18 protein-coding genes and 2 pseudogenes are annotated in these 19,812 nt (G+C 51.5%); 3 read left to right on the forward strand and 17 right to left on the reverse strand.

Features of this window, described 5'->3' with window-relative positions:
- Positions 1–196: 196 nt before the first annotated feature.
- On the forward strand, positions 197–1,870 hold the full coding sequence (locus IKE44_RS10695) for a DUF6044 family protein (protein ID WP_080985662.1): 1,674 nt from the start codon (positions 197–199) through the stop codon (positions 1,868–1,870).
- Positions 1,871–1,886: 16 nt separating this feature from the next.
- Entirely contained in the window at positions 1,887–2,879 is a 993-nt protein-coding gene (locus IKE44_RS10700; protein ID WP_033015013.1) for a glycosyltransferase family 2 protein, read from the forward strand.
- 88 nt (positions 2,880–2,967) lie between these two features.
- On the opposite strand, the gene IKE44_RS10705 is transcribed toward IKE44_RS10700, so the two are convergent.
- The 13 genes and pseudogenes from IKE44_RS10705 to hpf all read right to left on the reverse strand — a co-directional run bounded on the left by IKE44_RS10705 (position 2,968) and on the right by hpf (position 15,240).
- On the reverse strand, positions 2,968–4,428 hold the full coding sequence (locus IKE44_RS10705) for a S41 family peptidase (RefSeq protein ID WP_033015012.1): 1,461 nt from the start codon (positions 4,426–4,428) through the stop codon (positions 2,968–2,970).
- A 366-nt stretch (positions 4,429–4,794) separates the two neighbouring features.
- A pseudogene (locus IKE44_RS10710) lies at positions 4,795–5,016 on the reverse strand (pirin family protein); the annotation flags it as partial.
- Positions 5,017–5,139: 123 nt separating this feature from the next.
- A complete protein-coding gene (locus tag IKE44_RS10715; protein ID WP_049626423.1) occupies positions 5,140–6,438 on the reverse strand; it encodes a murein hydrolase activator EnvC family protein in 1,299 nt (432 codons plus the stop codon).
- A 24-nt stretch (positions 6,439–6,462) separates the two neighbouring features.
- A complete protein-coding gene (gene ftsX, locus IKE44_RS10720) occupies positions 6,463–7,356 on the reverse strand; it encodes a permease-like cell division protein FtsX (RefSeq protein ID WP_287465868.1) in 894 nt (297 codons plus the stop codon).
- Positions 7,346–8,032 (reverse strand): cell division ATP-binding protein FtsE, encoded by a 687-nt coding sequence (gene ftsE / locus IKE44_RS10725; RefSeq protein ID WP_033015009.1) that lies wholly within the window; start codon positions 8,030–8,032, stop codon positions 7,346–7,348. The genes ftsX and ftsE overlap by 11 nt, the downstream gene beginning before the upstream one ends.
- Positions 8,033–8,251: 219 nt before the next feature.
- Entirely contained in the window at positions 8,252–8,584 is a 333-nt protein-coding gene (gene cccB / locus IKE44_RS10730) for a cytochrome c551 (protein WP_033015007.1), read from the reverse strand.
- 62 nt (positions 8,585–8,646) lie between these two features.
- Positions 8,647–9,510, reverse strand: a complete 864-nt coding sequence (locus tag IKE44_RS10735) for a YitT family protein (RefSeq protein WP_049624810.1) — start codon at positions 9,508–9,510, stop codon at positions 8,647–8,649.
- A gap of 136 nt (positions 9,511–9,646) precedes the next feature.
- Positions 9,647–9,907, reverse strand: coding sequence for a type II toxin-antitoxin system RelE family toxin (locus tag IKE44_RS10740; protein ID WP_013524619.1), 261 nt, complete (start codon positions 9,905–9,907; stop codon positions 9,647–9,649).
- Positions 9,876–10,136 (reverse strand): hypothetical protein, encoded by a 261-nt coding sequence (locus IKE44_RS10745; protein WP_011232575.1) that lies wholly within the window; start codon positions 10,134–10,136, stop codon positions 9,876–9,878. The genes IKE44_RS10740 and IKE44_RS10745 overlap by 32 nt, the downstream gene beginning before the upstream one ends.
- Positions 10,137–10,246: 110 nt before the next feature.
- Positions 10,247–11,351 (reverse strand): peptide chain release factor 2 gene (gene prfB / locus IKE44_RS10750; RefSeq protein WP_121650115.1). Its coding sequence is split into 2 segments (ribosomal slippage): positions 10,247–11,275 and positions 11,277–11,351, totalling 1,104 coding nucleotides; the frame shifts between segments, so codons are not numbered across the junction.
- A gap of 91 nt (positions 11,352–11,442) precedes the next feature.
- On the reverse strand, positions 11,443–13,956 hold the full coding sequence (secA, locus tag IKE44_RS10755) for a preprotein translocase subunit SecA (protein ID WP_049624809.1): 2,514 nt from the start codon (positions 13,954–13,956) through the stop codon (positions 11,443–11,445).
- 113 nt (positions 13,957–14,069) lie between these two features.
- On the reverse strand, positions 14,070–14,606 hold the full coding sequence (locus tag IKE44_RS10760) for a hypothetical protein (RefSeq protein ID WP_049624808.1): 537 nt from the start codon (positions 14,604–14,606) through the stop codon (positions 14,070–14,072).
- Positions 14,607–14,691: 85 nt separating this feature from the next.
- Positions 14,692–15,240, reverse strand: coding sequence for a ribosome hibernation-promoting factor, HPF/YfiA family (gene hpf, locus IKE44_RS10765; RefSeq protein WP_049626422.1), 549 nt, complete (start codon positions 15,238–15,240; stop codon positions 14,692–14,694).
- Between the two features lie 175 nt (positions 15,241–15,415).
- On the opposite strand from hpf, the pseudogene IKE44_RS10770 reads away from it, so the two are divergent.
- Positions 15,416–16,498, forward strand: a pseudogene (locus IKE44_RS10770) (HD-GYP domain-containing protein).
- 33 nt (positions 16,499–16,531) lie between these two features.
- Here the strand turns inward: IKE44_RS10770 and fliT are convergent.
- From fliT to flaG, 4 genes are all read right to left on the reverse strand, one after another.
- Complete coding sequence (gene fliT, locus IKE44_RS10775; RefSeq protein ID WP_049624806.1) at positions 16,532–16,885, reverse strand: flagellar protein FliT; 354 nt, start codon at positions 16,883–16,885, stop codon at positions 16,532–16,534.
- Positions 16,886–16,926: 41 nt separating this feature from the next.
- Positions 16,927–17,286 carry a flagellar export chaperone FliS gene (fliS, locus tag IKE44_RS10780; protein WP_287465875.1) on the reverse strand — a complete coding sequence of 120 codons (360 nt, stop codon included), beginning with the start codon at positions 17,284–17,286 and terminating at the stop codon, positions 16,927–16,929.
- A 202-nt stretch (positions 17,287–17,488) separates the two neighbouring features.
- Positions 17,489–19,099, reverse strand: a complete 1,611-nt coding sequence (locus IKE44_RS10785; RefSeq protein WP_049624804.1) for a flagellar hook-associated protein 2 — start codon at positions 19,097–19,099, stop codon at positions 17,489–17,491.
- A 15-nt stretch (positions 19,100–19,114) separates the two neighbouring features.
- Positions 19,115–19,474, reverse strand: coding sequence for a flagellar protein FlaG (gene flaG, locus IKE44_RS10790; protein WP_049624803.1), 360 nt, complete (start codon positions 19,472–19,474; stop codon positions 19,115–19,117).
- Positions 19,475–19,812: the final 338 nt, after the last annotated feature.

The following is a 19,812-nucleotide window of genomic DNA, read 5'->3' on the forward strand; positions in this document are numbered from 1 at the left end:
GAGTTCATTTATGACGCTGCGAAGCAAGAGATTCCCATTGATGTGATCAAAAAACAGCTCCGTATCGCGTAAGGGGTACCCTGTTTGTCTCTCTAACCATGGAAATTATTGTAATGAAAAATGCTCATCTACAGTTTATAATGTATAATGTCCCGTGTTGCCAATGCTACACCTGTCCAAAAAGGGGGAGCAACAAGTGAAACAGATTGAACGCAGGGCCATCGCCGCTTCCTTTCTTATCTTAGCGCTCTATCTTTCCCCGCTTTACCTTCTCGGCGAGCATGCTCACATTCGTGTCCATGACAATATGGACTCAAACATCGCCTGGTACCGCGTGCTTGCCCGAAGTGGACAATTGTTTGGCCCGCTTGACGCCGTGATTCCGCAAGTGATCAACGGGTTGCCGCGCAACGCCTTCGGCACTGAATTCAGCGGCATCGTGTGGCTGCACGCTTTGTTTCCCTCCATGGTGGCGTACGCCATCAGCCAAACGATCACGAGGGTATTCGCCTTTTTAGGCATGTATTGGCTGCTCAGGCGCCACTTTTTGTCTTCACCGGAATCATGGCTCATTCGCGTCGGGGCGGCGCTTGCTTTTGCGCTGACACCGTTTTGGCCGTCCGGCATGTTAAGCACGCTCGGCATGCCGCTGGCGCTTTGGGCGTTTCTGTCGATCCGCAACGGAGAAGCGACATGGAAAGAATGGCTGGCGATCATCTTGCTTCCGTTTTACGCCAGCTTTGTGCTCGGATTTTTCTTTTTCCTCGCCGCGATGACGGCGGTGTGGCTGTTTGACGGCGTTGTCCGCAAGCAATGGAACAAGCGGTTTTTCGCCGCGATCGCCCTCATGACTGGCATCTTTTTGGCCATCGAGTACCGCCTCGTGTACTCGCTTGTCTTCAGCGGCGAACCGACGAGCCGGAACGAGTTCCTCTCCTCGCGGCTCAGCTTCGTCCATTGCCTTCGTTTAACGTTGAAAAATTATGTGCTCGGCCATACGCATGTGATGACCGTCCATGGGCCGATCATCTTGCCGGTGCTTTGGGCAGCGTTTTTTCTCGTTTTGCGCCGCCATCAGCGCGGGCCATTGGAGCGACGCTTCCTTTTGTTGTTTTGGTTGAACATCGCCTTATCGGCTTGGTATGCGTTTTGGTTTTACAAAGGGTGGCAGCCGCTGAAAGAACGAATTTCCCTTTTGAATACGTTCAATTTCGCCCGCTTCCATTTTTTGCGGCCGATGGTCATTTACATCGATTTTGCCTTGGCCTTGCAAATCTTAGCCAAGGAACGGACCGCATGGCGGCGCCTCGTGCCGATCGCCTTGGCGCTGCAGCTGCTTTTGCTTGGCGGGTTTAATGAAGAAATCCGCTATCGCCTCGCTGGCACCCCATCGTTCGAGCAGTTTTATTCCGAACATTTATTTACCAAAATCAAGCAATACATCGGCAAGCCGGTATCGTCCTACCGCGTCGCCAGCGTTGGACTTCACCCGGCCATCGCCCAATACAACGGGTTTTATACGCTCGATACGTACAACAATTTTTACCCGTTATCGTATAAGCGGAAGTTCCGCCGCATCATTGCCAAAGAATTAGACAAAAGCCCCGTGCTGAAAGACTATTTCGACCATTGGGGCAACCGCGTCTATTTGTTTTCGGCAGAGCTCGGGAAACATTACATGTTCACGAAACGCTCGCATAAGGTCATCCGTCATTTCGAGATCGACACAAAGGCGTTCAAACAGCTTGGTGGCAAGTACATTTTTTCCTCCGTTCCGATCGAAAACGCCCGCGACATCCATCTCCGCTTCTTGCGGGCGTTCACTGATCGACAGTCAGTCTGGAAAATTTATGTGTACGAAGTGGAGTGAAAGGGAGGTAAGAAACATGGTGGACAAACCATTGTTAGCCATCGTCGTCCCCTGCTACAACGAAGAAGAAGTGCTGCCAGAAACGGCCCGGCGGCTGACCGCTTTGCTTGAGCAGCTGCTCGAAGAAGGAGCAGTCGCCATCGGCAGCCATATCGTGTTTGTCGACGACGGCAGCCGCGACCGGACATGGGCGCTCATTGAAGAAGAAAGCGAGCGAAATCCTTTCGTGGCGGGCATCAAGCTCGCGCGCAACGTCGGCCATCAGCGGGCGCTGCTCGCTGGACTCGAAACGGTTCGCGCGTACGCCGATTGCGCCGTATCCATTGACGCCGATTTGCAAGACGATGTGGAGGCGATCCGCGAATTTGTGCAAAAATACCGCGAAGGATATGACATCGTGTATGGCGTGCGGCGGAGCCGAAAGACAGACACGTGGTTCAAGCGTACGACCGCCCAAGCCTTTTATCGGTTCATGAGGGCCATCGGAATCGAGCTGATTTACAACCATGCCGACTTCCGGCTGATGAGCAAGCGGGCGCTCGATGAACTGAGCCGTTATACGGAAGTCAATCTCTTTTTGCGCGGGTTGGTTCCGCTCGTCGGCTTCCGCTCGACGTGCGTCTTTTACGACCGGCATGAGCGGTGGGCTGGACAGTCGAAATACCCGCTCAAAAAGATGCTTGCCTTCGCCTTTGACGGCATCACGTCCTTGAGCGTCGCACCGATTCGCGCCATTACGCTCATCGGTTTTTTGGCCTTTCTCGCGAGCGGTGCATCCGGGCTGTACGCCCTCATCAGCAAACTTCTCGGGCACGCCGAATCAGGCTGGACGTCGCTCATGATCTCCATTTGGTTCATCGGCGGGCTGGTGCTCATGAGCCTCGGCCTCATCGGGGAATACATCGGCAAAATGTATCAAGAGGTGAAACGGCGGCCCCGGTTTGCGGTCGAAAAAACCGTGCAGCTGCCGCTTCCATCAGAAAAGGAGAAAACACCAGCCCATTTGTAGGAAGCCAGCGATAGTCCACAGGCAAATCAGTCACAAAGAAAAGGGTGCCTCTGCGTTGTCAGAGGCACCCTTTTCTCTTTACTCGTCATCATTGGCTCGCGCGCGACGGAAACAACACGCCAAGCGCTTTTTTCAACTGCACATCATGCTTCGGATCGCGGACGGCTTCCATGATTTTCGTTTGCAACACATCCGCCGTCGTCTCATCGATTCGCCCCGTAACCGGGAGCTGATTCGCTTTTTGGAACGCTTGGACGGCTTGCTCGGTGTCTTTGCTGAAGTAGCCGTCCGTGCGGCCCGGGTTGAAGCCAAGCCCTTTGAGCATTTTTTGCGCATTGGCGATTTGCTCGTCGTTCATGTCATACCGAAGCGGTTTTTCGACATGAAGCGGAGCGACGTGGAAATAATCCGGCTGCGCCACCGCGACATCCGGCTTGATCCCTTTTTTATGGATCCAATGCCCGTCTGGCGTCAGCCATTTGTACAGCGTCAATTTGATGTTGCTGCCGTCGCCCATCGGGATCGCCTGCTGCACCGTCCCTTTGCCGAACGTTGCCTCGCCGACCAGCTTGTAGCCGCCCGCTTCCTTCATCGCTCCGGCCAAAATCTCTGACGCCGATGCGCTTCCTTTGTCGATGAGCACGACGATCGGGTATGGCTTTTTCGCCGTTAAATCGGAATAAAACTTTTGCCGATCGCCATCGCGTTCTTCAATTTGCACATATGGTTTGCCTTTCGGGATGAGTTGCTTCAAAATTTCCTCAACGCTTTGCAAATAGCCGCCCGGGTTGCCGCGCACATCGATGATCAAGCCATCAATATGTTCGGCCTCAAGCTTCGCCAGTTTCTTTTTAAAATCGGCGGCCGTGTTTTCCGAGAATGATGTAATTTGCAAATAGCCGGCCTTTTTGCCTTCATACGTTTTGACCGACTCATACACCGTCTGAATCGGAATTTCGTCGCGGACGACTTTGACTTTCATCACGTTTTTGACGCCCGGGCGCAAAATGTCAAGCTCCACTGTCGTCCCTTTTTTGCCGCGGATTTTCAGCACCGCTTCATACAAGTCAAGCCCCTCTAGGCTTTCCCCGTTCACTCGCAAAATTTGGTCGTTCGGCTTCAGCCCCGCTTTTTCCGCCGGCGAATTTTTGATCGGAGCGACGATCGTCACCTTGCCGTCGATCATGCTCACTTCGGCGCCGATTCCTTCAAACGACGAGTCGAGCGACTCATTGAACTGCTCCGTCGTTTCCGCATCCATGTAGACGGAATACGGATCATGGAGCGTGTCGATCATCCCTTGAATGGCGCCTTCCGTTAATGTTTCTTCATCCACTTTTTCCACATACCGGTTTTTAATGAGTTCGTACGCCTGGCGGATTTTTTTCATTTCGTCATGATCGCTGGCCGTCTTGGACAGTTCCTCAGAAATGGCCTCCGGCATCGGCCCGTCTTCTGCTCCGCCAGCCAGCTGCAAACCGGCATACGTCCCGCCGGCCCCGATGAGCATCGAGATGGCCATGAGTGCGGCCGTTGTCGTTTTCTTCACGTTGTTTCCTCCTCACCCTAAACCTGCCCTTTCCATTGCCTGCAACGGAAGGGAAAGGGGGTCTCTTCGTTCTCCTTCGGCGAAACAAGCGGATGCCTCTAACGCCAATGAGAAAAGGAAAAGCACCGCCCAAACGCCGTGCCATGCCTTTATCTCCATCATATGTTAGGCTTGTACCGAGTATGCTCATTCGTTGTCTATCCTTTACTAGTTTACACGCTGCGTTTTGATTTCTCAACTCATACGGGCGCGGAAAAAAGAGGCACCCCCCGCCATTTTGGCGAACGATGCCTCTTTTTGATTCGTCTTTTTAGCCGCATCCGAAGTGGCCGTCAAACGAATGAACCGCACAAAAACGAAATGCTCTTACTCCTCTTTGGGCAAATCAATGAGCATGAACTGCGCTCCTTCGTTCGTCACCAAGCGAAGCGCCGGCGTGTCCGTAATACGGGCCGCATCGCGCCGTTCGAGATGGGCCTCACCGTTTAACGCCAAATCCCCCTCAATGACAAAGACAAAGATGTTCCGCCCTTCCGGCTGGGTAAACGTCAGCTCATGCCCGGCTTCCAAATCGGAAAGATAAACAGTGTACTAAGGTACAGAGTCAAGGGGGGATGTGGTGCAGCCAAACCGTTTTCCTTGATGTCAAATCAATCAAAAAAATACGCAACTTGTCCGTCTCATAGACAGACAAGTTGCGTATAGCAGAATTTAGAAAGCGATGTAATTACGCGGATCGACCGCATTCGTTTTTCCTGGGTTCCAGCCGCCGCGGTGCAGTTCAAAATGAAGGTGCGGACCGGTCGAATTTCCAGTATTACCCATATAACCGATGACTTGTCCTTTGCGAACGTGCTGCCCTTCGCCGACAAGACGCGCTTCTAAATGAGCATACACGGTCGTATAGGTTTGCCCATTAATCACATGGCTGACGAAAATGACGTTGCCGTAGCTGCTAGAATAGTAGGAGCGGAACACAATGCCGTCCGCTGCCGCGACAACCGGCACAACAGGAGCTCGCTTGCCAATGTCGACCCCGGGATGGAAGTCCGTGCCGCCAAACCGGTAGCCAAAGCCCGAGGTGATCGGACCGTTGGCTGGACGGGTGAAGGCCCCGCTCGACACAGGCGGTGTGCTGCCGCCCGATGGCGCTTCTTCTGATGACGATCCTCCATCGTTTGGCGCGGTATATGTACGTCCCTTCTGTTTCGCTTCTTCTTCGGCCCGTTTTTGCCGTTCGAGTTCGGCAAGCTGCTCTTTCACCGCCGCTTCTTGTTTGGCGATCAGTTCTTTTTCTTCTTCAAGCGCCATCTTATGATCATGCTCTTCTTCCTCTTTTTGCTTCAAATCGGCCATCAGGCGATTTTTTTGTTCCAGCTGGCCAGCCAGTTCAGCCTGCAGCTGCTTCAATTCTTGCAAATCCGCCTGCAGCTTGTTCCGCTTTTCGGTCAATTCTGTTTCCTTTTTTTCTTTCAGCGCTTTGTCCGCTTCCTGTTCACGGATGATTTGCTGGTCCGCTTTCATAATCGTGGTGACAGCGCTCATCCGGTCGATGAAGTCGCTGAAGCTTTGGGCGCCAAGCAATACTTGCAAGTAGCTGATCGCCCCGCCGCTTTCCTGAAGCGAACGCATCCGCCCTTTTAAAATTTCGTTCCGCTTTTCAATCCGCTCTTGAATTTCGGCAATCTCTTGTTTCAGTGTCTCGATCGCCTGCTCGGTTTCATCAATATCTTTGCTGACGTTGCGGATTTTGCCGCTCGTTTCGTCAATCGCCACGTTGAGTTTTTGAATGTCATTGGCAACTTGGCGCTGTTGCGAGCGAAGCGATTCGATCGTTTTTTGCGCCTCATTGATTTTTTGCTCGACATCGGACCGCTTCGAACGCAGCGAATTCATTTCATCCCGCTTCTGCTCGATGTCGCGCGTACTGACGGCGTTCGCTGCCGGCGGGAGAATGCCCAGCCCAAGCGCCCCGGCAACAGCGAGCGCCAACATGCGTTTCTTTTTCATCTTTCCCCTCTCCCTTTCTATCATTTATACTTTTAAAAACTTGCGCACAGACATAACGCTTCCCCAGACGCCGATGCCGGCGCCAATCACTAGCAGCAGCCCGCTTAACTGCCACATAAACGGCGAAAACGGAAGAAGTTCAAAAAACGGCAAGGAAACCCACTGTTCATACACCTGATACACGTTGTAGTACACGATCGAAAGCGCCGCGATCGGGAAGAGAGCGCCGAGCATTCCAAGCCATAGCCCTTCCAAAAAAAACGGCCAGCGGATAAACCCGTTCGTCGCGCCCACGAGCCGCATGATTTCAATCTCGCGGCGGCGGGCGAAAATCGTAATTTTGATCGTGTTGGAAATGAGAAACATCGCCGTAAACAACAATCCGAGAATGAGCACGAGCCCAACGTTGCGCGCCACTTTCAGCGCGTCAAACAGCTTCTCGACCGTCCCTTGGCCATAATTGACTTTATGAACGAACGGCAATGTTTCGATTTGTTTGGCGATTTTCACTGTATCTTGCGGATGGGTCGCTTTCACGACGTATACATCGCTTAGTGGGTTGTCCTGTTCAAATAAGCGGAACGACGAGCCTTCCTCCCCCATGCTTTTGATCAGCCGCTTCAGCTCTTCGTCCTTTGATGAATAGCGCACTTCCTTCACGTTTGGAATGGCTTCAATTTGCCGGCGCAAGGCGTCTTTTTGCCGGCTGTCAGCGGTCAGCTCGATATGGACGCGAATTTCGACATCGTTTTCGACTTTTTTGGCGAAATGGTTGATGTTAAACATGACGACAAAAAAGACACCGACAAGCAACAACGTCACCGTGACGGCGCTCGCGGACGCAAATGTCATCCAACCGTTGCGGCCGAGGCTTTTCATGCTCTCCCGAACGTGGCGCTTGAACGTATTAAGCGTCATAACCGTATTCCCCCTTCGCCTCGTCACGGACAATTTTTCCGTTTTCGATGGCGATGACGCGCCGACGAGTCGCGTTGACGATCTCTTTGTTGTGGGTCGCCATCACAATCGTTGTGCCCCGGTCGTTGATTTTCTCAAACAACTCCATAATTCCCCATGACGTTTCTGGATCCAAGTTCCCTGTTGGTTCATCGGCAATGACGATTTTGGGGGAATTGACAATCGAGCGGGCAATCGAAACGCGCTGCTGTTCGCCCCCGGACAGTTCGTTCGGGTAAGAGCGGACTTTATGTTTGAGGCCGACTAAGTCGAGTACTTCCATCACTTTTTTGCGGATCGCTTTCGGCGATTCTTCAATGACTTCCAACGCAAACGCCACATTTTCATAGACATTGAGCTTCGGAAGCAGCTTGAAATCTTGAAACACAACGCCGATGTTGCGGCGCAGCAACGGGACTTTGCTGTCTTTGATTTTAGCGAGGTTCACGCCATTGACGATGATTTTGCCGCTCGTCGGCTTTTCCTCGCGGTACATCATCTTAATAAACGTCGACTTCCCAGCTCCGCTGGGTCCAACGACATAGACGAATTCTCCTTGCTTGATGCGAACGTTGATGCCGTTTAACGCCACAACGCCGTTTGGATACGTTTTGTATACATCTTGCATTTCAATCATCATCATCACCTATTTTCGACTTTCCTGTTGCCCTTTCTCGAGCTGTTTCGAATGAATCCTGCAAAATTCCGCAAAGATTATTATAACACGATTTTCTATTGTCGAATTTTACATTTATATTTCAAATGGCCAACAAAAGCAAGAGTAGGAAAAACGGCCCAAAAAAACACACCGTCTGGTTTTCGGTTCAACCAGACGGTGCACATGCGGTGATCCTTTTCATTTTTTCGAAGCGAGCCATTCCGCCACTTTATCAGCGTCTTCCCCTTTAATGATTCCGGCCGGCATGGCGCCGCGGCCGTTGGCAATGATCTCTTTGATCTGCTCTTTGGAGTACTTGCTTCCAACCTTTTGCAAGTTCGGGCCGACCCCGCCCGACAAGTCTTGTCCATGACAGGACGCACAGTTTTGTTTATAAATTTGCTCGGCGGACGCGGCGGTATCTCCTCCACCATTGTTGCCGTTGTTGTTCCCAGCGTTGTCCCCGCCACCGCCGCACGCGGCAAGCGCGAGCGAAACGCCAAGGAACATCGCAGCCAACTTCCACTTCATGGCGAACTCCCCCCAGAAAACAAAAATTTCATTCTCTTTTATTATAACCGATTTTTTCCGTTTTACGTACGTTGAAATCCCTCTCCAAGCACTTCGACGGCGTTGGCCACGACGACAAACGCTGTCGGATCAATGGTTCGGACCAATTGTTTCAATTTCGTGAACTCGGATTGCGCGACGACGCACATCAGTACCGGCCGTTCGTGTTCGGTGTAACCACCGTACGCCGGCAGCCGCGTCACCCCGCGATCGATTTCGTGCAAAATGGCGCGGCGCACTTTTTCCTCTTCATTGGTAATAATCAAGGCAATTTTCGAATAGCCAAGCCCAACTTGGACGAGGTCGATCGTTTTGCTCGTCACATACAAGGCGATCAGCGCGTAGAGCGCTCGCTCAATGTCAAAGACAAACGCCGCGGTCAACACGATCAAGCCGTCAATCAAAATCACACACATGCCGAGCGATAGCCCGGTATATTTATGGATGATTTGCGCCGCCAAATCGGTGCCACCCGTCGAAGCGCGGCCGCGAAATACAATGCCAAGGCCGAGCCCGACACCGATACCGCCAAAGATCGCGCCAAGAAGCGGATTCGTCGTCGCCGGCTCCATACCTTTCGTCATGTAGACGACCAACGGCAAAAACACCGTCCCGACAAACGTCTTGACGCCAAACTGCCGGCCTAGCAGCACAACGCCAGCGATAAAGAGCGGAATGTTGAGCGCCCATTGGACGTAGGCAGGCTCAATGCCAAACAGCGCGTGCATAATCGTGCTCACGCCGCTTACCCCGCCCGAGGCGATCCGATTCGGCAGCAAAAACACGTTAAACGCCACCGCGACAACTGCCGCGCCGACCAGAACATACACATACTCCAAAGCTCCCTCCAACGTCGGAGGCATGGTCTTCTCTCTTCGCTTCCGCATGCTTCCCCACCTTCCTCTGTGAGTATAGCATGCCCGTTTTGGCAAGTAAATGACAGCCAGTTAACGCGATAACGGTCTGCTATGATAAAGGAAAAAAGGACGATCCGATGATCGCCCTAGCCAAAAAATACAAGCCTCAATACACATCCCCGCGGTTGCCGATCGCCTCAATATAGATGATTCGTTCATCATGATCGATGCGAAACAACACACGATATGTTCCGATTCGCAGCCGATATAATCCATCCTGCCCCTTCAACTTTTTAATATCCCCCTGTGGTGGGATCGCAAGCAGACCTTGCAACCCAGAGGCCAACCGTTCTTGAACCTCTTTTTCTTGCCTAGCGATGAATTTGACTGCAGCCTTACGGTAAATCAACTTGTAGCCCGAATTCACGCTTGGCTTCTCCCCCGGTGATATATCCTTCATCGCTTTGCAGCTGCTGGCGCTCTTCTTCCGTCAACGCTTCTTCTTCATCTGTTTCGTCAATCCGCTCCCATACCATTCGTTCCTTTCTGGACCGATCAAGCAAGTACATCAAAAAATCGTACGCGGTTTGATGATCCGTTTCATCCAACCGGTCAATCAGTTCGTAAAGCAATTGTTTGCGCACAGCCAAAGCCATCGCCCTCCTTTTTCCTTATCATTACCTTCAGCGTATCACGAAAGCATAGATGCGTCAAAAGGCCAAAACACGATTTTGAAGCAAAAAAAGGACGATCCGATGATCGCCCTTTACTTCAACTTCGCACGCAAATACGCGTCAATAAACACATCAATTTCCCCATCCATCACCGCTTGCACATTGCCGACCTCGACGTTCGTCCGATGGTCTTTGACAAGCGAATACGGATGGAAGACGTACGAACGAATTTGGTTGCCCCAGCCGATTTCTTTTTGCTCGCCGCGCAGCTCAGCGAGTTCGGCCTGCTGTTCCTCGAGTTTCTTTTGGTACAATTTCGCCTTCAACATATTCATCGCTTTTTCGCGGTTTTTAATTTGCGACCGCTCCGACTGACACGTCACGACAATGCCAGTCGGCAAGTGAGTGATGCGCACGGCCGAGTCGGTCGTGTTGACGTGCTGCCCGCCCGCTCCGCTCGAGCGGTACGTGTCGATTTTCAGCTCTTCCGGCCGGATCTCAATTTCAATGTTATCATCCATCTCCGGCACGACTTCGCACGAGACGAACGACGTATGGCGGCGGCCCGAGGCATCAAACGGGGAGATGCGCACAAGGCGGTGCACCCCTTTTTCCGCTTTTAAGTAGCCGTAAGCGTTATGCCCTTTAATGAGCAGCGTGACGCTTTTAATCCCCGCTTCCTCGCCCGGGAGGTAGTCGAGCGTCTCGACTTTGAACCCTTTTTTCTCCGCCCAGCGCGTGTACATGCGCAACAACATCGACGCCCAGTCTTGCGACTCCGTGCCGCCCGCGCCCGGGTGGAGCTCCAAAATAGCGTTGTTTTGATCATACGGCTCATTGAGCAGCAGCTGCAACTCAAACTCGCTGAAGTCTTTTGTCAGCTTTTTCGCTTCCTCGACCAGCTCAGCTTGGAGCTCGTCATCCGGCTCCTCCTTGAGCAATTCGTACGTCACTTCCAAGTTGTCAAACCGTTCTTCCAGTGAAGAAAATTCCTCGACGAGATCTTTGAGCGCATTCGCTTCGGAAATGACCGCCTGCGCCGCCTTCTGGTCATCCCAAAAGTTGGGCGCGGCCATTTGCTCCTCTAATTCGCGAATGCGCTCCTGCTTCGCTTCGAGGTCAAAGAGACCCCCTGATTTCCGCTAATCGCTTAGCCATTTTCTCAAGCTCTTGCTTAATTTCCACCAAATCGATCATGTTGTCCTCACCTCATCATGAATATAGTATGTCAATGGTTCATATCTGCCATTCAAAAGGGAGGCAGCGCCCCCCTATTATTTATAAACCGTTACACCGTTCTTCCGCAACAATGTTTATATTTCTTCCCGCTCCCGCACGGGCACGGATCGTTGCGGCCGACGCGCACCGCCTTGCGGACCGGTTTTTTCTTCGGCTCTTCGCCGTCTTCTTTCGGGTGAACCGCTTCGCCTTTGGCCACCTCTTGGCGCTCAAGGTTATGGTGGATTTCCGCCTTCATGATATAGGTGGCGACTTCCTCTTCAATCGCGGCAATCATGTTTTCAAACATCGCATAGCCTTCCATTTGGTATTCGCGCAGCGGGTCGACTTGCCCGTAGGCGCGCAAATGGATGCCTTGGCGGAGCTGCTCCATCGCGTCGATATGGTTCATCCATTTCATATCGACGGCGCGCAAGACGACGACGCGTTCAAACTCGCGCATTTGTTCCGGCGGGATTTGCGCTTCTTTCTCATCATAGCGCACTTTTACTTTTTCCCAAATCAGCTCGATCATCTCTTCGGGCTCTTTGCCGCGCAAGTCAGCTTCCGTTACATCCCCTTCCGGAAGCAGATGGGCGTTGAGATACTCAACGAGCCCTTTCAAATTCCATTCTTCCGGAACCTCTTCTTTCGGCGTATGAGCGTTGACGACGCGCTCGATCACCGATTGGATCATCTTTTCGATAATGTCGCGCAAGTTGTCGGAATCAAGCACTTCATAGCGCTGGCGGTAAATGATTTCCCGCTGTTCGCGCAGGACATCGTCATATTGAAGCAGTTGCTTGCGGGCGTCGAAGTTGTTGCCTTCGACCCGTTTTTGCGCCGACTCAACGGCCCGTGTCACCATTTTGCTTTGGATCGGCTGCGAATCGTCCATCCCCAGGCGGTCCATCATCGCCATCAAGCTCTCGGAACCGAAGCGGCGCATCAACTCATCCTCAAGCGACAAATAGAACTGCGACACCCCCGGATCGCCTTGGCGTCCCGAGCGGCCGCGCAGCTGGTTGTCAATCCGCCGGCTTTCGTGACGCTCCGTGCCGATGACGGCCAATCCGCCAAGCTCCTTGACCCCTTCGCCAAGCTTAATGTCCGTCCCGCGCCCGGCCATGTTCGTCGCGATCGTCACCGCGCCTTTTTGTCCTGCTTGGGCGATGATCTCCGCCTCTTTCGCATGGTTTTTCGCGTTTAAGACGTTGTGCGGGATGCCGCGTTTTTTCAACATCTCCGACAACAGCTCCGACGTCTCGATCGCCACCGTGCCGACCAACACCGGCTGCCCTTTCGCATGGCGGGCGGCGATGTCCTCAACCACGGCGCGGAACTTCCCTTCCATCGTCCGATAAATCAAATCCGGACGGTCCTCCCGGATCACCGGGCGGTTCGTCGGAATGACGACGACGCGCATATTGTAAATGTTGCGGAACTCTTCCTCTTCTGTTTTCGCCGTCCCCGTCATCCCCGCGAGTTTTTCATACATGCGGAAATAGTTTTGGAACGTAATCGTGGCCAACGTCATCGACTCGTTTTGAATCTCGAGCCCTTCCTTCGCCTCAATGGCTTGATGAAGCCCATCGCTGTAGCGGCGGCCATGCATCAAGCGCCCGGTGAACGGGTCGACGATGATCACTTTTCCGTCTTGCACGACGTAGTCGACATCGCGCTGCATCACAACATGCGCCCGCAGCGCCAGCTGAATATGGTGGTTGAGCGTCACGTGCTTCAAATCAAACAAGTTGTCGATGCCAAACGCCCGCTCGGCTTTGTTCATTCCTTCTTCCGTCAGCTGGACGCTTTTCGATTTTTCATCGTATGTGTAATCGACATCTTTGCGCAGCGTGCGGACAAACGCGTTCGCCTGCACATACAGCTTGGTCGACTTCTGCGCCGTCCCTGAAATGATGAGCGGCGTCCGCGCTTCATCGATCAAAATCGAGTCAACCTCGTCGATCACGGCAAAATGCAGCGGCCGCTGCACCATATGCTCCTTATAAAGCACCATGTTGTCGCGCAAATAGTCAAAGCCAAACTCGTTGTTCGTCCCGTACGTAATGTCGGCGTTGTACGCCGCTTGCTTCTCCTCGCGCGACATGCCGCTTAAGTTCAACCCGACAGTCATGCCTAAAAACTCATACAGTTTGCCCATTTCCGTCGCATCGCGCGTCGCCAAGTATTCGTTGACCGTCACGACATGCACGCCGCGCCCCGTCAAGGCGTTCAAATAGACGGGCATCGTCGCCGTCAACGTTTTCCCTTCACCCGTTTTCATCTCGGCGATGTCGCCCTCATGCAAAACGACGCCGCCCATAATTTGCACTTTATATGGGTACAAACCGAGGACGCGCTTCGCCCCTTCGCGCACAACGGCAAACGCCTCGACAAGCAAATCATCGAGCGATTCGCCTTGTTGGTAGCGGGCTTTGAATTCCTCGGTTTTTTGCCGCAACTGTTCATCGGACAGTCGGGCCATCTCCGGACCGAGCGCGTCGACTTGATCGGCAATTTTCTCAAGCCTTGCCAAATGACGCTTGTTCGGGTCAAATACTTTTTTTAAGACTCCAAGCATAGGAAACGCTCCTTATTTTTCATGGACTCACTTCTTCATCATCATATCATTATACAGGGATCAGTGACAACTGTTGCACAGGCTTCAAGAGGGGGCATGTCCAAGAGAGGGGATCACAACTTGGACTGAAGTTGCTCAATCGCCGCTTCCGCATGGTGAAGCCGCCGATTCAGCGCATAAATTTCAAAACTTTTCTCCTCCACTTTTTCGTGAATTTTGCGAAGCAAGATTTGCACATCATCCACAAGCTGCGTTTCGACGCGATAAAGCGTTTCTTTCACTTCCGTCAATTCAGTTTCCACGCCATCCAATCGGGTCTCTACGCCGCCCAATCGCGTTTCCACGCCGTCCAAGCGGGTCTCTACACCATTCAACCGCGTTTCCACGCCGTCCAATCGGAACTCTACACCATCCAACCGGGTCTCTACGCCGTCCAATCGGGCCTCTACGCCTTTCAACCGCGTTTCCACACGGTCTAACCGCTCTTTCACCGCGCCCATTTCCCGTTCGAGGCCGACGAGGCGTCCGTTCATCTCCGTCAAACGGCCATCCATCTGCTCAAACCGTTGGCGAGTTTCTTCTTGGAACACCAAAAACCCTTTTTCCATGTTGTCCAACTTGGACAAAATTTGACGCAACAATTCCTCCATTGCTCTCCCCCATTTTGATTTTTCTCATGCATATTATAACATCCCCTGCCCAAAAAAGCAGGGGATGCGCACAAGAGGCAACCGTTTAATTCGCCTCGATCAATCCGTATTTTCCATCTTTGCGGCGGTAGACGATGTTCGTCCGGTTCGTCTCGGCATTCGTAAAAATGAAGAAGTTGTGCCCCAACAAATTCATCTGCAAAATCGCTTCTTCGCTGTCCATCGGCTTCAAGCTGAAGTGTTTCGTGCGCACGATTTCAAATTCCTCGTCGTCCTCCGCCGCAGCAGCGCCGCTTGGCACAGGGGCGGCCAGCTTCGCTTCTTTCTCGCGGTCGCGCAGCTTCCGATTGACTTTCGTTTTATGTTTGCGGATTTGCCGCTCCAGTTTATCCGTCACTAAATCGATCGCCGCATACATATCGTTATGGCGCTCTTCCGCCCGAAGCAACAAATGCGGCATCGGAATGGTCACTTCGATTTTCCCTTGTCCATCGTTGTAGACTTTTAAATTGACATGGACATTCACGTCATCGGTGCGGTCGAAATAGCGCTCCAACTTGCCGATTTTTTTCTCCACGTACTCGCGCAGCGCTGGCGTGACTTCAATGTTTTCCCCGCGAATGTAATACATCATCGCTGACCACTCCTTATTTTCAAACTATAGATCCCTACATTCTTTCATTACCCATCAAACCCCTGCTTCAATCAAAAATATTTTCGAAGATTTTGCGAAAACTGTAGGAAAATATGGTAAAACAGGCATGGGTGTTTTTTCTTAATTGGTGTGGAAAGTACGGAGTGTGGAAACGATGCGAAAAATCCATATTTCCCATGCGAAAAGCGGTGACGTGCTCGCTGTCGACTTGTTCGCCGCCAACGGCAGCGTCCTTTTGTCGCGCGGCGTGCGGCTGACAAACGGCTACATCCGTTCGTTGGCGCAAAAAGGGGTTCAATACATTTATATTATTGACGACAAACAAACCTATGACATCCGCCCGCGCCCGCTCATCAGCCCGACCGTGCGCCAGCAGGCGGTGAAAAAAGTGTACGAGACGATGACGGCCTTGATCGAGCAAAAAAAGCTGCTCAGCCGTGTGTCCTCCCTCGATTTAGGAAAAGAGTACGAAAAAGTGTTCAAAGACATTTTGGATTATTTGCTAAAACAAGAAGATTTGCTCATCAACTTGTCGGATTTGGTCATTTCCAATGGATACTTTTTCCACCATTCAGTCAACGTCGCCACGATCGCCGGTGTCATCGGCATCGCCAAAGGGTATCGCCCCCAGCAGCTGCTCGACCTTGGCATCGGCGCGCTGCTGTTTGACATCGGCATGACCCAGCTGCCTGACGGACTTTGGCGAAAAAAAGAGCCTTGACGGAAGAGGAAAAGGAAATCGTCCGCCGTCATACATATCTCGGCTTTGAACTCTTGCGGCGCCAGCGCAACATTTCGCTCTTTTCCGCCCACTGCGCCTTGCAGCACCATGAGCGGTGCGACGGCAACGGCTACCCGCTCGCCCTATCGGGCGATGACATTCACGAATACGCCCGCATCGTCGCCATCGCCGACGTTTTTGACGCCTTGACATCGGCGCGCTACCACCGAAGACAATACTCGCCGCACGAGGCAGCCGAATACCTATCCCGCCGCCGGCGGCGTTCTCGACTTTGAACTCATTAAACTGTTTCTTTCCTACATCGCCATCTACCCGGTCGCCACGACCGTTAAGCTCAACACCGGAGAAGTCGGCTTCGTCTCGCAAGTGTTTCCGGGCTTCCCGCTCCGCCCCATCATCCGCGTCATCAAAAATCCAGCGGGCGAGGAGCTGAAAAGCCCGTATGAAATCGACTTGCGGAAACAGATGAACATCACGATTGTGAAAGCAGTTTGAAGCGAAAAGGACAGCACGGCGCTGTCCTTTTCTTTATCGCTTTTTATCGTAAAACATCCCGTCAATCGAAAGCGGCTGCTCGTACGGGTGAACATAGCGGGCGTTCGCCTGCCGCTTCGCCCCCGCCATGCGCAAATCGTTTCGAATCTCATCACCCACGCGGTGAAGCCGCCTCTCAATTTCTTCATTCCAAGCGATGATCTCGCGGCCAAGCCGCTGCTCTTCCTCGCTGTACGGCGGACGCAGCTTCCAAAGGAGCTCCTGGCGCTCCCGAAGCAATCGATCAACCGTCCGAAGCCGCTCTTCGCGCTCCTCGGACGGCCACGGCAACGCCGTCGCCTCCAGCAGCTCCTTCGTCACCCGCCATACATCATGCACCACGCCCATTACGCCTGCCCGCCTTCCGCGTATTGGCGCTGCCGATGGAGCTAAATCACTTGCTTCCACGTATCGCGAAACTCGACGACATACCCTTCCACTTCATCCAAAATCGCCGCATCGCTTTTCACATTCGCCTCAACCAGGCGGCGGTAGATGTAGTCATACATGGTCATCATGGATTTCGCGACTTCATACTCCATCTTCAATGTCTTCATGAGTTCCAAAATGATGTTTTGCGCCTTAATCAAATTTTCATTGCGCGCCGCAATGTCCCCTTTCTCGATCGCCTGGCGCGCGAGCTTGATAAACTTCAAGCAGCCGTTATACAGCATCAATGTCAACTCCCCAGGCGACGCCGTCTGCACAGCGTTCGCTTGGTAGTGTTGATACGGATTGTTCGTTGCCATCCCGATCACTCCTCTTCCACGTCAAGTGCTGCACACGTTTCAAGACTGAAGCAAGAACGTTTTTTTCAGCCAAACCGCCCCTTTCAAGAGGCGTCGCGCCTTTTCAGTTGTCTCAGCCTAAAACCTCCATCATCAGGAAGCGGATCGCTTTCCGATGATGGCCAAGCGCCAACGGACGCCTGCATGCCACAGCCGCTGATCGTTATCTTTGCATGCCGCCAAAGGCGTTCATCAAGTACATGCTTTGCTGGTTGGCGCGCTGAATCGCCTCTTCCATCGCCGTGAATTGGCGATAGTAGCGGTCTTCAATTTGTTTCAAACGGTCTTCGAAGCGGTCAATTTGGTCATTGATTTCGATTAAATCGCGCCCGATCGCAAACTGCTGGTTCGTCCAAATCGTCTTCCCCGCTTTTTGCTCAATCTTCCCGATCGTCGCTTTGATCGTATCACGCAGGCGGCGGGCGATCCCTTTTTCCGCATCCGTCGCCCCGTCTTGGTTAAACAGTTGATAGACGGCATCCGGGTTTTCCTTGATTTTCTCCCGCAGCTTCGTCTCGTCAATGATCAACTTCCCGCCATCGAGGTAGTTCGACGACGTCGAGATGCCAAGCTGCGCCAGCTGGGAAAACCCGCTCGGGATGTTCGCCCCTTCCACTTTCGTGTACACATTCATCCGCATTTGGCTTAAGGCGCTCGACAAAATCGAATCGCCGCGAAGCATCCCGCTGCGCGCCTTTTCTTCCCACAGCTCCACTTGTTTTTCCGTCATCGCTTCTTTTTGCTCATCGGTGAGCGGCGGATAGTCGCGATAGCGCTCTTCTTTCAACTCGGCGTTGATTTTGGCGATCACTTCATTGTATTTATCGACGAAGGCTTTGATTGAGTTAAAAATTGAGTCGGTATCGGTTGTAGTAGAGATAGTTACAGTTCCTGATGTTTTAGTATTTTTTAACGTATAAGTCATACCATTAATCGTAAATGTATTGGTCGTACGTTCGATTGGCAATCCGTTAATTGTAAACTTAGCATTTTGTCCATCTACTTTTCCTGTTAATTCGTTATTAGCTCGGGCTGACTCAAATCCAAGTGCATTAAGAAAACCGATTGTCCCAGGAGTACCATCGCTTGCCCCTTCAATTACTTTAATTGAAGCCCCTGCTCCTGTTTCATTTTTGGTTATGACCAGTTTTTGACTAAACTCATCGAAAAAGACGCTAACTCCTAATTTGCTGTTTTGATTCAATTTAGCAATAACGCTATTTAACGTATCAACTGTCGGATCAATGGAAATATCCACTGTCTCCGGCGTCGAACTTCCCGGTTTTACTACTTCAAATTTTAAAGAAAACGCCTCTGTAAATGTGATTTCTTGCGGATTCCCACTACTATCTTCCACCAGGAAAGTAACGTCTTTCAATTTATCGTTTGGATTAATTTTTCCAGACGCACTTGTGGTTTGAATAGGTTGCTCCGATATCCATCTCGCAGCAGTCGCCAATTGGGTGATATTCGACAGCTCAACCGTTTGATTTCCAGCAACATTGACTGCCGTTGCGGTGACAACACTCTCATCCGAACTTGTAACCGTTTTTTTCAAAAATGTACTCTGCCTAAATACTCCATCGAAAATAAGCGTATCTAGTTCTTGTAATAATTTGTTCATCTCCCGATAATCATCGCGCTGCCACTCGAGCAGCTGCTTTTTCTGCTTCAATTTATCAAGCGGCATCCGCTCCGCTTTCATCAAATCGCTCACGATTTTGTCAATATCCATCCCGCTCGCGAGGCCGCTGATGCGCAACGTATTCGCCATGTCGACTCACCACCGTTAAATTTTTTTATCCACCAAAAGCCCGACAAACTCCATCATCGCCGCGTACATATCCAACAGCTTTTTCGGCGGGATTTCTCGAATGACCTCATCCGTTCGCTCATCAATGATTTGTACGTAATATTCCTGCAGCTCGTCATGCAGTTCAAACTTTAACGACGTATGGCTTGGCTGCAAAAATTCGTTTAAACCTTTCACGACTTCTTCCAGTTTTTCCTTTGGAATGTCTTGCGCTGTTGTTTCCAAATTGTTCGTATGATGTTGCTGATGGGGTTCGATCATGCTGCTGGCTTTTTCATTGCGAACACTTTCATACAAATAAGAAAGTGAATGAGAAGAAACGCGCTCTACCGTCATTACGTTCGCTCCTTTGCATGAACACTATCTATGTTTTATATCGGATGGAGATGGGGAGTTGTGAAGGGGAAGAGAAAAATAAAAGCAATCCATATAAAAATCAGGGGATTATGGTAATTTCATTTTAACAATAGGATGTCAAAAGGTTTAGAATGCAGTTTTGTAGGGAAAATCAAAAAACGAAAAACTCTTAAAAATTAAGGTTTACACTGATAATAAAAGCCTCACTCCCTAAATGAGCAAGGCTTATCTACAAGCATTTTTTTATTAATTAAGCATCCCTATTCCCTTCAAATGTTGCCAAGCTTTTGTAATATGCTTTTCTTTAAATATCTTCC

Origin of the sequence: Geobacillus sp. (genome assembly GCF_017515625.1) — a bacterium.
GTDB classification, from domain to species: Bacteria; Bacillota; Bacilli; order Bacillales; family Anoxybacillaceae; genus Geobacillus; species Geobacillus stearothermophilus.

Coding starts and splice junctions, on each gene's coding strand:
- IKE44_RS10700 (WP_033015013.1), top strand. CDS start 1,887: ATGGTGGACAAACCATTGTTAGCCATCGTCGTCCCCTGCTACAACGAA.
- IKE44_RS10715 (WP_049626423.1), bottom strand. CDS start 6,438: ATGAAAAAGAAACGCATGTTGGCGCTCGCTGTTGCCGGGGCGCTTGGG.
- ftsX (WP_287465868.1), bottom strand. CDS start 7,356: ATGACGCTTAATACGTTCAAGCGCCACGTTCGGGAGAGCATGAAAAGC.
- ftsE (WP_033015009.1), bottom strand. CDS start 8,032: ATGATTGAAATGCAAGATGTATACAAAACGTATCCAAACGGCGTTGTG.
- cccB (WP_033015007.1), bottom strand. CDS start 8,584: ATGAAGTGGAAGTTGGCTGCGATGTTCCTTGGCGTTTCGCTCGCGCTT.
- IKE44_RS10735 (WP_049624810.1), bottom strand. CDS start 9,510: ATGCGGAAGCGAAGAGAGAAGACCATGCCTCCGACGTTGGAGGGAGCT.
- IKE44_RS10745 (WP_011232575.1), bottom strand. CDS start 10,136: ATGGCTTTGGCTGTGCGCAAACAATTGCTTTACGAACTGATTGACCGG.
- secA (WP_049624809.1), bottom strand. CDS start 13,956: ATGCTTGGAGTCTTAAAAAAAGTATTTGACCCGAACAAGCGTCATTTG.
- IKE44_RS10760 (WP_049624808.1), bottom strand. CDS start 14,606: ATGGAGGAATTGTTGCGTCAAATTTTGTCCAAGTTGGACAACATGGAA.
- hpf (WP_049626422.1), bottom strand. CDS start 15,240: ATGATGTATTACATTCGCGGGGAAAACATTGAAGTCACGCCAGCGCTG.
- fliT (WP_049624806.1), bottom strand. CDS start 16,885: ATGGGCGTGGTGCATGATGTATGGCGGGTGACGAAGGAGCTGCTGGAG.
- fliS (WP_287465875.1), bottom strand. CDS start 17,286: ATGGCAACGAACAATCCGTATCAACACTACCAAGCGAACGCTGTGCAG.
- IKE44_RS10785 (WP_049624804.1), bottom strand. CDS start 19,099: ATGGCGAATACGTTGCGCATCAGCGGCCTCGCGAGCGGGATGGATATT.
- flaG (WP_049624803.1), bottom strand. CDS start 19,474: ATGACGGTAGAGCGCGTTTCTTCTCATTCACTTTCTTATTTGTATGAA.